This is a genomic window from Acinetobacter sp. PW68, assembly GCF_020982655.1.
Taxonomy (GTDB): Bacteria; Pseudomonadota; Gammaproteobacteria; order Pseudomonadales; family Moraxellaceae; genus Acinetobacter; species Acinetobacter towneri_A.
Window position 1 is genome coordinate 1050702 of the sequence record NZ_JAHZSX010000001.1, and the last position, 15084, is coordinate 1065785.

Here is a 15084-nt window from a genome sequence, read left to right on the forward strand (position 1 = left end):
AAGAGTGCGATTTCAAAAAATGGAGGCGGACTAAATGAAGCATACGTATATAGATGTAGATCATTGTATTCAAGAAGCTTTACAAGGGAATATTGTCCACTTAAACGATAATTTATATTTTTTAAGTGCTGAAACAGCCTTACAGCAAGTCCTTATACCTGAGCATGTTTGCTGTACAGCACCATACTGGATCATTGGATATGAGTTGCCTAAACCGATTCAAAATAAACAGGAATTAGAGTCATTATTTGCATGGCATAACTTTTTTGTTAAATTTGCTAGCAATGCTGATGAATTTAAAGATTTCAATCCTAGAGATGAGTGATTAACCCTTATAGTGTCTCATCCATTCTAGTTTTTAAATTTATTAGTGCGAGCACGTGATAACTTCAGTATCAACTGGATATAAAAGGATTATTTGTGAGTAGAAGTATAAAAAGGCAACTCAGTTTCTTTTTAATCGTACTTTGCGGATTCATTACATATAATTATATTGCTACTCGTCAAGCGGAAAATATGGAATTGAATTCCAACGTTCAAGAGCGTGAGCGAGCATTTATGCTAAAACGAGCTGAATACATAAAAAATCACGGTGCGACCTGTATGCTGAGCAAGAGATTCATCAAGAATTGGCATTCAAAAGTGGGCATGCTTTAATGAATAGTTCGTCTTCGTATCAGAGTGTTGAAAAGCAAGAACTAGAGCAATCTGTAAAGTGAGGTAAATATTATGGTAGAGCGGATTGTTTCTAGAGAGAGCGCAAATAACAGTTGGGTCCGTAGTAAAAAATCAGCAAGATGAAATTCAGAGGGTCTTAAGGAAGTCCTCAACTGAGATTTCCTGTTCTACATAGAAAACACCATTTTGGTCTGCTTTCATTTTTTTAATAGAATTACCTTGGAGTTTGTTGATCTCGAGCAGATCTTTAAGTATTTGATCTGCAATTTTATTCTTCCAATCATTTTCTGGATCTAAAGAAATCGACATGAGTTTCTCCTAGTTCGGATGTGGTATAAATTTCATTATCAGTATCACAGAAAATTTGAAATAAATTGATGTGGTGGAAAAAGTGGCCAAATATAGGTATGAACATTTAAATGTGGATAATGAGCTTTATTTATAGGCAAGCTTTTGTAGTTCATCTCTATGTTGATGAATTATACGTTTTAAATGATGTGATACAATACGTTGCGTCGCTTGGTTGTTTTCAAATACCATAGGTATAACCTCAATAATTGGGCGTGATCTTTGTTCAATATTTTTAAAATTGATTAGTCTTCTCATTTTTCCATAAAATTTTAATGGTGTTATGTAATTTTATACTAATTAGAACCATGAGCTAAAGTTTAAAAGTCCTAATTGTACTATTGAGTATCAAAAAACCATGTGACATCACTTATTTTAGGTTTTGAAGGGACTGATGCTTCATCATTAATATTGCAGACAATTTTAAAATCGAGTTATCTGACGCTTTAAAAAGGTTTCAGAAAAATATATCTATTTAAACTTCGATAATCAAATTTTCTCTAAACCCATTTTTACCTTGTTCTGGCAGATAACCCAAAGGATTGATCACTAATCTACATCCGTCGACTACAGTATCCACTGATGTATGCGTATGTCCTGCAATCCATAACCTAAAGCCTTTTATATCTAGGTCATTAATAAAATAGGGATTGAGGGCTGATGCAACAGGATGCGTACCCCAATATGGATCAAGACAAGCTAAATGAGGCGGGAAGTGCGTAATGACAATCACATTATCTTGATCCTTAAATTGCATAATATTTTGATGATATTTTTTAAATAGTTCAATGTAGTCATTAGCAGTTATCGTTCGATGATCACTGTCAATCATGATTTGATCGAAATCATAAATCGATTGTTCAGCATCTTTTTGGGACTGTAAAAGTACCTCAGGAGATGTAAGTGGTGAATTGGAGCGAAAGTTCGTAAACAGCGTGCCACCTACAAATATTTTATCTTGAATTTTGATATGGTTGTCATCAAGTAGTGCATTTTTTGGGTAGTTTTCTTTCAAGAAATTCACGACTGAACTGTAGTTAGAGCTGTAGTAATCATGATTACCTAAAACAAAGATAAATTTTTTATTGAGAGATTTACATTTTTCGGCAAACTCAATTGCACCGCTTAAGCGATTAGAAAAATCGCCAGCGTGAATAATGACATCAGCTTGCTCTGATATTGAATATTTGGAATTGTGAGTATCCGATAAAATTTGCAGTTTCAATCTACTTCCTTTATTAAATCACGCTGCTTAAATATATAGAGTTTCATTGCGATCAGTTTACAGCAACTAAATATTGTAGAAATTATAAGATACTTATCTGTATTCTTAAGCCTCTAAAAATATAGGGAATTATTTTTGAATTGATTGATCAAATATTGATCATAAAATTTGACCAATTGAATTTATGCACATAAGATAAAGATGTTACAGCAAAATCTGTGACCAGGCGTGGAAACCTGTTACTCAACGAACTAAAGAGTCGCTTTTAGTGGCTCTTTTGTGTCTACATGGCGCTTTTATGGTAAGCCAGGTAGGGCAGTCTTTGACTGGCCGTTTCGTTGAGCGGTATTTCCACACCCTATTTGGTTTGCCTCCATCTCGTGGAAAGGATGTTGGCAAACGACAATCTATCAACGAGGTTTAAAATGCGTCTTTATATTATTTCTATCTGTTTTTTCTCTAGCAAAAAGATACTTCTGAATTAATGAATATTTACTTCATTAATCACTAACTTTAATTTTAATTACTTCTAATTTCGTAATCTTACGAGATATAGAGAAGTATTGCCTAGAGAAAATAAAATGGCCCGTACTAAGCTTTTAACCAATATTATTCAAAGAAAAATGATGGTGCCTGACGAAATGTCGCACTCAAATCTGCACCATAACTTTGAAATATCACTTTATGACTTCGCCAACCATGAGATCCTAGAAAAACTATATAAAGCAGACAATCAACGCTCCACAGAGTGTTGGAGCCCTGCTGAAATTCAGGAGTTTATTCTAAACTGTTTGAATGATCGTAATGTCAATTTATGCGTTCGCTATTGGAAAGATGCTGCTGGTAATATTTATATCATCGATGGTGGGCACAGGATTTCAATTATCTATGCTTGGATCAAAAGATACTTTATTGATGAGCAAGTAATAGGAGCCCCAAAATTCACGGCACCACAAAAACGAGATATTCGTCAGATTCGTAATCGATTAGGTGGATTAGCTGATTTTCAAGAGTTATGTAGCGATTCTGAGTTTCAGCAAAAATTAAAATCAACCAAAATTAATTTTATTGAAGTCATTGGGACACCTGAGGAAGCTCGAAAAGCCTTTTGTTCAATCAATTCGGATACGAAACGATTAGATCCAGATGAAGAATATCATTTACAAAATAGGGGAAGTGATGCTTTTTATGTGATTTATGCGTGTTGTTATATAAATGATAATAAATCTAACTTGGCTGAACTGAATTACGAGCGGATAAATGAAGTGATCACTTTGGGTGAGCAAATTCATGATCATCTTTTTAAGATAATACTTTTAGAGCCGGATTTAACACACGGTAAAAAAATCGGCTTGGTCAATGAACTCCTGAATATCATGTTTGGTGATACTAGTCAGAATACTGTGAATATAGACCAAGGTCAGCGTGTAGAAAATTTAATGCTAAAACTTAGAGTTGTGCTGTGTCGTATCGCTACACCACCGATTAGTATTCGGATTCCAAGTTTGGGCTTACACCCAAAACTATATTTTTATAAAGAGAATCGTTTTCAAGTGACATCCTTTTTGGCCTGGTTCTCTATCGTCTGTGAAATTGAACAAGACTGTTTTGAAATACAGAATAAGAAGTTAGATTTTATTGGATTTACTCGAGCACGCCGTGGTGTTGAAAGTTTAATTGAAAAAATTCCTGTGGCCATCAAAGAAACTGTCGGTAAGTTTGGTAGCGGCATCAGATCACATGAGCGATTGAAGAACGTGTATCAAGCCTTTATCTGTATTGGACTCAATATGGATTTAGATTTTGAAGATGAAGTTTGTTTGAACACCGTCATTCTTTCGATGAGTCAATCATTTGATTATATTAATTTTAATGATTTTTATCTTGACCGTTTTGGTGGAGATTATGATGAGAGCATTGTGGATGATGTTGTGAGCTTTGTGAAATCAGTAAGACTAACAAAGAAGAAAAAACCTTTAAATTTTTCACTCGCGACCAAAAGAAATCTTTATCAACGTGAGGAAAGGAAAACATGGAGCTATTGCGAAGTATGTGATAGCGCTCTATACCTTGAGTCGACTGAAGTAGATCATCGAGAATCGAAAGCAGAAGGTGGCTATGGTGTTTTAGAAAATGGAGCAATTATTCACCCGATATGTAATCGTTTTAAGTCAGATCGTGCTTTGGAAGAAGTAAGAGCAGATTTATTTGACTAAAAAGATAAGGGAGCAAATGCTCCCTTATCTTTTTGTTTTTTAGTAGACTGGGGTCAGTGTTTAGCCTCTCTGTACACGACAAATTTCACAGAACCCTTATCCTATCAGGATTCTGCCTTCTTAAAATTGCCAAAATTTCCTTAAACTCTTCTTTTTTCCCAAAACCAATTAAACGCTGAATCGCCATTTGAACATAGTCTAAACCATAGCGAAATAAACTCATTGAGAGTCGTCCATGCTTCTTTATTTTTGTTACAGCTGCTATGATGAATGAGATCGAAAACTGAAATCCCCCACTAGAATTGTTGACTGGAGTCAAAATGAATAAAAAGCGGCCGGTTAATCTTGATATTCGAACCATTCAGCTTCCTCTCACGGCGCTTACATCGATTCTGCACCGGATTTCAGGAATTATGCTCTTTATTTTTCTGGGACTGATACTGTATATGCTGAGCAAATCGTTGGAGTCAGAAAAGGGTTTTAATGAAGTCAAGGAGATTTTTTCTTCACCTTTCGGCAAAGTTAGTTTCTGGTTGGTATACTCTTCATTTATTTATCATCTCGTAGCCGGAATTCGACACCTAGTTATGGATGTGGGTGTTGGTCATACTTTGAAAGGCAGCAATCGCGCCTCTACTATTGTTTTAGTAGTGTCGGGTGTTTTAATGGTTGCTGGCGCCGTATGGATTTGGTAGCTGTGGAGTCGTAATGCGTATTTACAAGGACTAAAAGCGTCCTTTAAAGCTAACTTACGAAAGTATTTATAATCGACGGTTCACGCTTAAACGGTTGAATCCTTTCGGGCTTCCGAATAGCTGTTAGCTGAAAGCTATCATGAGCTAAGTTTTCTGTGCATCATCAAATGTGTTAATGGGAGCGCCATAGTACTAGGTACAAATATGGCTCTAGGACAATGTTAGATGTTTTGGATTTTGAGGCGGATCGCTCTTATCGAAGATCGTCTAATTCGCTCTGAAGCGCAGGTTTTTTGAAACTATCACCTGGTTGGCACACTGTGCGAATCAACATCAGATATGAGAAAGCCAATCAGGTGAACACTACCCTCGAGGGCTCATCTGTCCAGTTAAAGCCTCGAGTCTTTCTGGGTGCGCAAAAGACAAGAAGGTTATATGGGAAAATTATGAGGCCTGGATACCATGCGTCATGGGCGTGCCGATGCTGTGAGTGACAGAGCGAGAAGCAAGTGAAAGTCCCTGAAGTAGGGGCGGGATGCGCCCGAGTGGCATTTTTTGTCTTAAGGTAGATCGCGTAGCTGTTCTTCAGAATAATCTTCAGAGCGTTGACGACAGCCATCGCTGTGCATTCCTCAAGAATAGAATGTGTCGGAAAGGTGGCGTCATTGGTGTTAGTCATCGCTTAGGATTTCTCAATCTGGCTTACACGGGCGCCTGTACCGATATCCCCGCGGATGGCGACGTATCGATGTTGAATTCCTCGCCAGACGAAGTGCAATGAGCTGCGGCTATAGGCTTGCGCAGCCTTAGATAGCCGGCCGTCGCAGGCGCGCCGGTTGGCCGGGATCTTCTTCTGCCCGTCAGGTGTCCGGTCGGAACTCCAGCACGAACGCTACGACCTTTTCGGCGGACATTTCGCACGGCTTCAACAATGTCCTATCTGATGTAACGCGGAAGAGGTTGAAGCTGACAATGTCAGTCCCGTCCAACTCCCTGGCGAACAGACTGTTGAGACGTCCGTCCCCAGATCGCCGGACGATCAAGCTGAAACGCCGGCCTTCATAAGTCCCTTCTCTGTATCCCTCCGCAAGCTTCGCGAAAGCGGCATCGAACTCGGAATGCTCCATGTCATCCATCCTTATTGATAGAACAGAGGCGCGGCGGGTGCGAGACCGCCAGTGCCGGGTCGCGCTAAGGTGCCGGGCAGATTCCTGCAGCCGACGAGGCCCGGGGTGGGCAGGATAATTGAGATGTCGGCGCCCGCATGGCTATCAGCGAAGTCGTCCGTCCAGTCTGCTAGGCAACGTCCACGCCTTTCCAGAAAGCGATGTAATCCCGGATACCCTCGGCATCCGGAGTGGGGGCGGGATAGGTCCAAGCGGCGTTCACGTTGAGCGCGTCACCCGCGCGAACATGAAAGAAGCGCGCGGCGCCTTTGATCGGACAGACAGATGTGTGCGGGCTCATCTCAAGCAGGCTCAGGTCGACTCCTGACGGTGGGAAGTAGTGATTTCCCTCGACGATGACTGTTTCGTCGCTTGTGGCGATAGTAGTGTCTTTCCAGATGGCTGAGACCAACGGACTCTCCTTTTGTATTCATCAACCGGCGAAGGCTCGCGGGCTGGCTGCCCCAAGCCGCACCTCCTCAGGTGGCAGGCGGGTTGCGCCCGAGAAGTTTGTCGAGCTCGCCTCTGACATCGAGCGCGAATAGCTCATCGGAGCCACCGATAAGGGTGCCATTGATGAAGATCTGCGGCACGGAGCTTCGCCCCGACGCTTCCGCCATGGCCTGCCGGTGAGCCGGATCCGCCTCAATATCGAGCTCCTTCCATCGCACGCCCTTTTCCTTGAGGAGCGCCTTCGCTCGGCGGCAGAACGGGCACCAATTCGTGGTGTACAGCAATACATCAGTTGTCATATTGCATCTCCGGCAGTTGCACGCGGATCGCTGTCATGGCGTTGATCTCCAATTCGCGGCGTTCAAAGATGGCGACTGCACCTTGGCCGACATCGGAGCAGATGCTGACGATTGGCCGCTATCCAGGCGACATGGCCCAAAGTGCTTTCACCGCCAGGCAGAGGCCGCACGCGCCTCCTGTAGCGCCGAGCCGATGCTCTAAGGTAACCGAGCCTCGATTGGGACGGAAGCGGTCCCGCTCGAATCGCCCATCATGCTGGTCGAGCATATCAGGACGACGGATAGTGCAGGAACTTTCAAATTGAGCTTGATGTCGAGCCAGGTATCGCGAGCGAAGGCGTTCTAGAGGCCGGGGGGTACGAAGACTGTGTTCGGCAAAACGGTTCACGTTGATCGCCAAAGCTTCCCAGGGCGCACGTCTACGATCGGCGCGACGTGAGATAGCTCGCGCCGCTAGCCCCCGTAGCGCTCCGTCTTGATGATGGAGGCGTCCAAGCCCGCCAGCAGCGCGCTATCGGTTGCGATGTTGACGAATCCGTTAGACCCGCAGACGAACACTTGCGTCGGCTTTCCCTGAAGCCTGGTTAGAATTTCTTGGACCATCATGCCGTCGATCCGTCGCGCAAAGTCCGATGCGCGAACCGGTTTCTCGCGCGTAATCGCGAGCGCCAGGACGAACGCCGGATCGCTGATTTCGATGCAATGAAGTTCTTCTGAGAAGAGAACGTCCTCGGCGGTTCGTGCGGACAGGAGCAACGCTGTCGGAACGGCTTGGGCCAATGCGCGGCGCTGCCGGATCATTGCCATCAACGGCACGAGGCCGGAGCCTCCCCCGATCAACAGAACCGGATCTATGGCAGGCTCAGGCCAAAGGAAATGGCCACCGAGCGGACCGCGAACTTCGATTTCGTCACCAATCGCCGCGATGTCGTGAAAAAACGGCGAAACTTCGGCATCCGGCATGCGCTCGATAGCTATCTCGACGATCGGGGTCGAAACTGCCGATGACGCGATCGAGTAGCTGCGCATTGCACTGTAGCCGTCGGGCGCGGTCAGCCGGATATCGACGTGCTGACCTGCGGTGTGCGCGAACGGCTTGCTCAACCGAAGGAAGAAGCTCTTGATACTCGGTGTTTGCTGGATGATGTCGTCGATCACGCATGATTGCCACGAACGGACTTGCGCTTCGTTTTCAGTCATGGGTGTATCGTTGTTCGCGCCACGGATCGCCGTAGATGTGATAGCCGTGCAGCTCCCAAAAGCCGGCCTCGTCACGCGTCGTGAATTGCAGCGCATTCACCCATTTGGCGGATTTCCAGAAGTAAAGGTGCGGCACTAGAAGACGCGCCGGCCCCCCATGATCGCGGGAAAGTGGCTTGCCCGCATAACTGAGGGCGACCATCGCTTTCCCGGAAAGCAGATCCGTCAGAGGGACGTTTGTCGAATAATTATCGTAGCAGTGCGCCAAGACGAAATCGGTAGGCCGATCAAGCTCTGCATCTGCAAGGATGTCTTCAATGAGTACACCCTCCCAAACGGTATCCAGTTTGGACCAAGAGGTGACGCAGTGAATATCCTTTGTCACCTGGGTCTTTGGTAGAGTGTTGAATTCGCCCCAATTCCACGTTTTGACGGGCTTCGGACCAATTTTGACTGTGAATTTCCAGTCGGAGGGCTCTACCCTCGGCGTAGGGCCGGCCGACAGAACAGGGAAATCCTCCACCAGATGCTGACCTGGCGGAATCCGATCGGACTGGTCGCCTGAACCGCGACCGGTGAAACCTCTGGTGACCATAGTGACCCCTCTTGCTCGATACGGCAGACCGAAGCCGGCCTTCATTTCAGTACTCTGCGTAAAGCATTTGCCCGCACATCCGCCGAATAAGCCAATCGACTAAAAATCAGATACAGATGCTCTATCATCGTAAAAAATCGCGTATCGAACATAGCGTCAGGCCAGCATGATTCCCAATACCCAATGGCTATAGGGTAGATAACCCCAAGGCTGCGTACGCTGATCTGCGGTATGCGGAGCGGAAGTTGCAGGTTCGCTCTCAAACGGATGGGCAGCGTGCAAAGCTCAAGGCTCACCAGCGCATGGTTGCCCAGTTCGCGCTCGCCGGCAGCTTGAGTATATTAAGGACGAAATGTCGATCTGATCTATTCTGGCTTCAGGAAATAGGGAAAATAAGGTCGGACGTTCGCGCACCGTCGCGACGCGCGATCATCCACTAAGCTTCTGTATCGGGGTTGGAGGATCAGATGAACGAGATCGAACGACAAGCGCCTGAGCTGCGGGTGCAAAAATGGATTGGCAAAGATGGGGAAAGTATCGCGCCGTTCAAACTGTCAGATATCGGGCCCGGCCCGAAAATCTTGTTTGCCTTCCAGCATTGGTGCCAAGGTTGCCATTTGCATGGGTTTCCGACGCTACAAAAGTTGCATGCAGCGTTGAGCTCAAAAGACGTGGGGTTCGCAGTGATCCAGACCGTCTTCGAAGGAACGCATGAGAATACCTTCGAGAAGTTGCGCGTGAACCAGCTCAAGTATGAGCTTCCTATCGTTTTCGGTCACGACGAGCAACCGACCGGCTCGCCGTTTCCAACCTTCATGGAAGACTACCGCACACGAGGAACTCCGTGGTTTACGGTTATCGACGCTGGCGGTAGCATTGTTTTCTCGGACTTCCATCTCGACGCGGAGCTAGAGTATGGCTTTTTGCGTGTGCGCTGTGAAGATTGTCATCACGAGCGTTTGGTCGCTTTCAGCTGCAAACGGCGTGGTTTCTGCCCCAGCTGCGGTGCCCGCCGGATGGTGGAGAGTGCCGCACTTTTGGTGGATGAAGTATTTCCCGCAGAGCCTATTCGCCAATGGGTGCTGAGTTTTCCTTTCCAGTTGCGCTTTTTGCTGGCCCGTTACCCGGAGCTGATGGGCAAGGTCTTGAGCATCGTTTACCGTATACTCTCAACCCATCTGATTAAGAAAGCGGGTTTTACCAAGGCTACGGCACAAAGTGGATCGGTAACGCTCATCCAACGCTTTGGCTCCGCGCTGAATCTGAATGTACACTACCACATGCTGTTTCTCGACGGGATTTACACCGAAGACGACCATGGTAAACAGCGCTTCCATCGGGTCAAAGCGCCGACCCACGATGAGCTGAATACCCTCGTCCACACGCTTAGCCATCGCATTGCTCGCTGTCTGGAAAAGCGAGGCGTATTAGAGCGCGATGCCGAGAATACCTGGTTGACTCTGGAAGAGGAGGAAGGCGATGTGCTGACGCAACTGCAGGGCGCATCAGTGACCTATCGCATCGCCACCGGTCCTCAGCAGGGGCGCAAGGTCTTCACCCTACAAACCTTACCGGGGCGAGAGAATCAGGCCGACACCAACAGCCGAGTGGCGAACTATGCCGGCTTCTCGCTACACGCCGGTGTCATGGCCGAAGCGCATCAGCGAGATAAGCTTGAGCGCCTGTGTCGCTATATCAGTCGGCCAGCGATCTCGGAAAAGCGTCTGGCATTGACCGCCAATGGACAAATCCGCTACGAGCTCAAAACCCCTTACCGCAATGGCACTACGCATGTGATCTTCGAACCACTGGATTTCATTGCCAAGCTAGCGGCTTTGGTACCCAAGCCTAGGGTCAACCTTACTCGATTCCACGGGCTTTTTGCACCGAACAGCAAACACCGCGTTCAAGTAACACCCGCTAAGCGGGGCAAAAAGCCCGATCAATCGGAAGGTCTCGATACTGGCTGGTGTGACAAGAGCCCCGCAGAGCGCCACCGCGCTATGACCTGGATGCAACGACTCAAGCGTGTTTTCAACATCGACATCGAGGTCTGTGAACACTGCGGTGGCCAAGTCAAAGTGATTGCAAGCATTGAAGACCCGAAGGTGATTGAGCTGATTCTTAATTACCTCAGGCAGAAAGCCGCTAAGGTTGACGCTGCCAAACAGCACGAATTGCCGCCAGAGCGAGCCCCGCCACTGACTCCCAGCCTGTTCGACCCATCGCAGACTTGCCTATTTAATTGACGCGCCTAAGTTCTCAATCCATGCACTGTCAGCCTTTGCGGCAGGCCGGTGGGGCAACTGTCGGCTAGAGATCCATTCGCCAGGCACTTTTCGGTCAAATCGACCAAAATACGACCTGCTTTAGGCACTGTGAAGCTAAATTCTGGGGCTTAGGCAATAAAAATGAGCAGCAATTTCGGGTATGATACTTCAGCTTAGGGGTGAAAAGGTGCTTTATACTTCCTATACTCAAATCTATATCTTTAATGCGTAGTTGTAATAACTCTGTCAATCTCATGCCTGTGCCATAGAGCATTTTAGCCATTAACAGATGAATACCTGATAAATGTTTAAAAACGGACTGAACCTCTAGGTGTGTTAATGCTACAGGTAATCTTTTGGGTTTATTGGGTCGATTTAATTCTAGTAACCAAGGTAGCCCTACGCCAAGTACCTCCTTATATAAGAAAAGTAATGCTGAAAGTGCTTGATGATGTGTAGATTGTGAAACATTTCCCACGTTCACCAAATGTGACAGATAAGATTCCACTTCCAATCGACCCATCTCTTGTGGATGACGCATTTGATGAAAAATTACATAGCGTTTTATCCAACCACAATACGCTTGCTCAGTTCGATAACTCATATGCTTATAGCGTATACGTTGTCTAACTAAATCGAATAGTTTTGGGTGCTGAGTTGTCATCATATTATCCTTGTTATTTTTTTTGTTTAATGATAATTTTAGTTTAAATAAATCAATGCTTTTTGTTGTATTTTTAATCAAATAGGTGTCTTATGCAGCAAGTTTTTTTTTCATCTTATGTGTCACCTCTGCCGCATAAGAGTAGTTGGGCGTCTTCATCCAATCTGTGAGGCTTTCATCCAATGAAGAAAGCAATCCTTCTCGTTGTGTCTCATGTGTGCGTTCTCGCGGCGGGCTTCGCGCTTGGTGTCTATGCGCTTCCTATCCTTACCGCCCCTACTGCACCCACGCTAGCCGAAACCTCGCTAGCAGCGAGCCAAAGCATCTACAAGGGGGAGTTCCGGCGCGACCTCAAAGACAGTGACGCCCTCCATTGGGGGCAAGGCACAGTGAACGTGGGCTCAAAGAGCATTGCGTTCACCGGCAAGCTAGCGCCTGGCCCTGACTACAAGCTCTACCTATCTCCTGAGTTCGTGGAAACGGAAAAAGACTTTGCACGTCTGAAGCCGCAGATGAAACGCATAGGCGATGTTCGTACCTTCGAGAACTTCGTGGTTCCTGTGCCTGAATCAATAGACGTCTCGCAGTACAAAGCCGTCATCGTCTGGTGTGAGTCTTTCTCACAGTTCATTACTGCCGCTGAATACAGGTAGTCCATGCTCAGTGCAAAGACGCCCAACACTTCCATCGAGAGGGACGTCCAAGGGCTGTCGCCCTCGGCCGCCCCTCATGTCAAACGTTAGGCAATAAAACTATGTCATCATTTTCAGACTCTAAGGCAATCAGTGGCTACGCAGAAAACGCTACATTCGATGATCCCACAGAGCGACTAGTGAAGCAACTTGAGCAAGGTTAATCGTTGGAAGGTGGGCAATCATCCTGATTGCCACCCATCCCCTGATGCCCACTACAGGCGTTGCGCGCTGTAACTCTGTTGATCAGCGTGCGAAAACCCGGATCCGGATAGGAGGAGCGTCAACGATTGAATCAATCCGTTGGGAGAGGGCGGCTCCGCTCCGTCAGCTCGGCAATAGATAACCCATTCTCGCCGAGCAACTCTCTGATCCGATCGACGATATGAGCCCCTAGCGCCGCTGTCTTGGTCCCCCCCACAGATTCCCAAGATGCGAGTTCACACGCCGATACCTCGTGGTCAGCGCCGAAGTGCTTCTGTCGGTATGTCACCGCCGCCCTTCAATGATAAAGGCGCGGTAACGGGAACCGGCAAAGCGTTGAGCAGCGATGGTTTGGTAGGCGGGACTGTCATACCAGTCGCGAGCGGCCTGCATCGTCGGGAAACGCAAGATTACGGCCCCTTCGATGGGCGGCCCCTCCAAATGCTGGATCGCGCCATAAGCGGCGAGAAAGGTAACGTCGTGACCATCGAACGATGGTCCGACGCCTGCAGAATAGGTTGCGAGTGCATGTGGGTCGCTGGTTTCTTCCCGCGTAAAGACGACGAACGCTTCCATCATTAGGCCTCTCAAAGGTTGGATCTGTTGGCCATTACCACCGGTGATGGCCTCACAGTCGTCAGGCTGGCAACTGGAACCCGATTTTCATGAGTGCCTCGACGCACGCATCCTGATCCTGCTGATAGTTGCCTCCGGAGATGCCTATGCCGCCGATCAACTTCCCATCCTCCAGAATCGGATAACCGCCGCCGACAGCGACCATCCGAGGGCGATAGGCTAGCGGCGCCACTTTTGGATCGTTGGTCACATAGTCGTTCCAGACATGGGTCGGGAACCCAAACGAGGCGGAACTCCAGGCCTTGTCGATGGCAACATCGACGGTAAGGAACGGCGCATCGTCGGTGCGCTCGAACGCGCGCAGGTTACCGGTGGCGTCGACGACGGCGACGGCAGCCGGGATGCCGATGGCACGGGCCGCAGCGAGCGCCGCGTCGATGAGGGCGACTGCGGTTTCGCGGTTGATCGAGGCGGTGGCAATAGATTTGGTCATGGGATTCTCATCGCTGGGGCATAACCCGTTCGGCTTTTTGAGGTTGGACAAGATGTTTGGCGATCGCGGTCGTTAGAAGCCTTCGAGGACGATCTTGCCTTTAGCCGCGCCACTTTCGATCAGTGCATGCACCGTCTTCAGATTGGCGGCATTGATCGGCGACAGTCGCCGGGTCAGCGTCGTGCGGATTTTGCCGTCGTCAACCAGCGCTGCCATCGCATCCAGAATCTCGCCCTGCTCATTCATGTCGGGCGTGCCGTAGATCGACCGCGTGAACATCAGCTCGTGGTGGATCGACACCGCCTTGCGCTTGAAAACCATGATATCGAATGCCTTGGGATCGTCGATCAGTCCGAACCGTCCTTGTGGGGCGATCAGTTCGGCGATGTCGGCGACATGTTGCTCGGTATGTGTGGTCGAAAAGACGAAAGCGGGAGCACCGATGCCGAGTTCGGCGATCTGTGGCGCGAGCGGACGAGAATGGTCGATGACGTGGTGAGCTCCAAGCCCTCTTACCCACTCTTGGGTTTCCGGTCGAGAGGCTGTGGCGATGACGGTGAGGTCCGTGCGCTGTCGCGCGATCTGGACGGCGATCGACCCAACCCCGCCCGCGCCACCGATGATGAGGATCGCCTCCGCCGCACCGGGTACGGGCTTCGCCACGTCCAGGCGGTCGAACATCGCCTCCCAGGCCGTCAACGTCGTCAGCGGCAGCGCCGCCGCTTCCGCCCAGGAGAGCGACGCAGGTTTGTGACCGACAATCCGGGCGTCGACGAGATGGAACTCCGCATTGGTACCGGGCCGTGTGATCGATCCGGCATAATAGACCTCGTCGCCTAACTCGAACTGCGTGACGTCGGGGCCGACCTCGCGCACAATCCCGGCGGCATCCCATCCCAGCACCTTCCAATCGCCATCTGCCGGCGGCGTGCTGTTGCGGACCTTGTAGTCGACCGGGTTGACCGAGACGGCCTTCACCTCAACCAGGATATCGTATCCTGCAGCGACAGGCCGAGGCAGATTGATGTCGACCAGCGCGGCATCCGCGGCGATGGGTCCCGGAACCTTGTAACCAATGGCTTTCATAAATGTCTCCAGCTTGCTTGATCGGATGACGCGAATGCTCGTTAGTCAACTTCTTCTACATTGAGGTCCCGACTCTTGAACTGGGTCGCGGTAGCAGATTTCATCGAACACGTCGATCAACAGGCCTTTATGCTCTGTCGCCGGATCGGTGATCGCGTAGATGTTGGAGGCATCTTCGCCGTCGTCCCCGCTCTCGAGGCGCAACGCCGCGTCGACGCAGATGC

General features: G+C 48.2%; 16 protein-coding genes and 1 pseudogene. 5 read left to right on the forward strand and 12 right to left on the reverse strand.

Going from position 1 to position 15084, the window contains the following annotated elements; all coding sequences use genetic code 11:
• Positions 1-34: 34 nt before the first annotated feature.
• A complete protein-coding gene (locus K1T76_RS05010; RefSeq protein ID WP_125275018.1) occupies positions 35-325 on the forward strand; it encodes a hypothetical protein in 291 nt (96 codons plus the stop codon).
• Positions 326-804: 479 nt separating this feature from the next.
• Here the strand turns inward: K1T76_RS05010 and K1T76_RS05015 are convergent, their stop codons facing one another.
• Positions 805-987 carry a hypothetical protein gene (locus K1T76_RS05015; protein WP_163120790.1) on the reverse strand — a complete coding sequence of 61 codons (183 nt, stop codon included), beginning with the start codon at positions 985-987 and terminating at the stop codon, positions 805-807.
• Between the two features lie 514 nt (positions 988-1501).
• Positions 1502-2251 carry a metallophosphoesterase family protein gene (locus K1T76_RS05020; protein WP_230244401.1) on the reverse strand — a complete coding sequence of 250 codons (750 nt, stop codon included), beginning with the start codon at positions 2249-2251 and terminating at the stop codon, positions 1502-1504.
• Between the two features lie 581 nt (positions 2252-2832).
• On the opposite strand from K1T76_RS05020, the gene K1T76_RS05025 reads away from it, so the two are divergent.
• Complete coding sequence (locus K1T76_RS05025) at positions 2833-4467, forward strand: HNH endonuclease (RefSeq protein ID WP_230244402.1); 1635 nt, start codon at positions 2833-2835, stop codon at positions 4465-4467.
• Positions 4468-4552: 85 nt separating this feature from the next.
• Here K1T76_RS05025 and K1T76_RS05030 read toward each other — a convergent pair.
• A pseudogene (locus tag K1T76_RS05030) lies at positions 4553-4717 on the reverse strand (IS4-like element ISAba33 family transposase); the annotation flags it as partial.
• 70 nt (positions 4718-4787) lie between these two features.
• Here K1T76_RS05030 and sdhC point away from each other — a divergent pair.
• Positions 4788-5162, forward strand: coding sequence for a succinate dehydrogenase, cytochrome b556 subunit (sdhC, locus tag K1T76_RS05035; protein ID WP_005005993.1), 375 nt, complete (start codon positions 4788-4790; stop codon positions 5160-5162).
• An 860-nt stretch (positions 5163-6022) separates the two neighbouring features.
• Here sdhC and K1T76_RS05040 read toward each other — a convergent pair.
• From K1T76_RS05040 to K1T76_RS05060, 5 genes are all read right to left on the reverse strand, one after another.
• Positions 6023-6289 carry a hypothetical protein gene (locus K1T76_RS05040; RefSeq protein ID WP_230244404.1) on the reverse strand — a complete coding sequence of 89 codons (267 nt, stop codon included), beginning with the start codon at positions 6287-6289 and terminating at the stop codon, positions 6023-6025.
• 169 nt (positions 6290-6458) lie between these two features.
• Positions 6459-6740, reverse strand: coding sequence for a DUF427 domain-containing protein (locus K1T76_RS05045; RefSeq protein WP_003464986.1), 282 nt, complete (start codon positions 6738-6740; stop codon positions 6459-6461).
• Between the two features lie 67 nt (positions 6741-6807).
• Positions 6808-7080, reverse strand: a complete 273-nt coding sequence (gene grxC, locus K1T76_RS05050; protein ID WP_005005995.1) for a glutaredoxin 3 — start codon at positions 7078-7080, stop codon at positions 6808-6810.
• 453 nt (positions 7081-7533) lie between these two features.
• The gene (locus K1T76_RS05055; protein WP_002118292.1) at positions 7534-8280 is read right to left on the reverse strand and encodes a ferredoxin reductase; all 747 of its coding nucleotides are present in this window, start codon (positions 8278-8280) and stop codon (positions 7534-7536) included.
• Complete coding sequence (locus tag K1T76_RS05060) at positions 8273-8875, reverse strand: sulfite oxidase-like oxidoreductase (RefSeq protein ID WP_003464980.1); 603 nt, start codon at positions 8873-8875, stop codon at positions 8273-8275. The genes K1T76_RS05055 and K1T76_RS05060 overlap by 8 nt, the downstream gene beginning before the upstream one ends.
• Before the next feature lie 467 nt (positions 8876-9342).
• Here K1T76_RS05060 and K1T76_RS05065 point away from each other — a divergent pair, with 467 nt between their 5' ends.
• On the forward strand, positions 9343-11124 hold the full coding sequence (locus K1T76_RS05065) for a transposase (protein ID WP_442780670.1): 1782 nt from the start codon (positions 9343-9345) through the stop codon (positions 11122-11124).
• Between the two features lie 94 nt (positions 11125-11218).
• Here K1T76_RS05065 and K1T76_RS05070 read toward each other — a convergent pair whose 3' ends face one another.
• Complete coding sequence (locus tag K1T76_RS05070) at positions 11219-11890, reverse strand: phage integrase N-terminal SAM-like domain-containing protein (protein ID WP_230244406.1); 672 nt, start codon at positions 11888-11890, stop codon at positions 11219-11221.
• A 101-nt stretch (positions 11891-11991) separates the two neighbouring features.
• Between K1T76_RS05070 and K1T76_RS05075 the strand changes: the two genes are divergently transcribed.
• Positions 11992-12462, forward strand: a complete 471-nt coding sequence (locus tag K1T76_RS05075) for a DM13 domain-containing protein (RefSeq protein WP_039048263.1) — start codon at positions 11992-11994, stop codon at positions 12460-12462.
• A 528-nt stretch (positions 12463-12990) separates the two neighbouring features.
• Here the strand turns inward: K1T76_RS05075 and K1T76_RS05080 are convergent.
• From K1T76_RS05080 to K1T76_RS05090, 3 genes are all read right to left on the reverse strand, one after another.
• A complete protein-coding gene (locus tag K1T76_RS05080; protein ID WP_010591688.1) occupies positions 12991-13284 on the reverse strand; it encodes a DUF1330 domain-containing protein in 294 nt (97 codons plus the stop codon).
• A gap of 58 nt (positions 13285-13342) precedes the next feature.
• On the reverse strand, positions 13343-13774 hold the full coding sequence (locus K1T76_RS05085; RefSeq protein ID WP_005006001.1) for a GlcG/HbpS family heme-binding protein: 432 nt from the start codon (positions 13772-13774) through the stop codon (positions 13343-13345).
• A gap of 72 nt (positions 13775-13846) precedes the next feature.
• On the reverse strand, positions 13847-14860 hold the full coding sequence (locus tag K1T76_RS05090) for a zinc-binding alcohol dehydrogenase family protein (protein ID WP_002118279.1): 1014 nt from the start codon (positions 14858-14860) through the stop codon (positions 13847-13849).
• Positions 14861-15084: the final 224 nt, after the last annotated feature.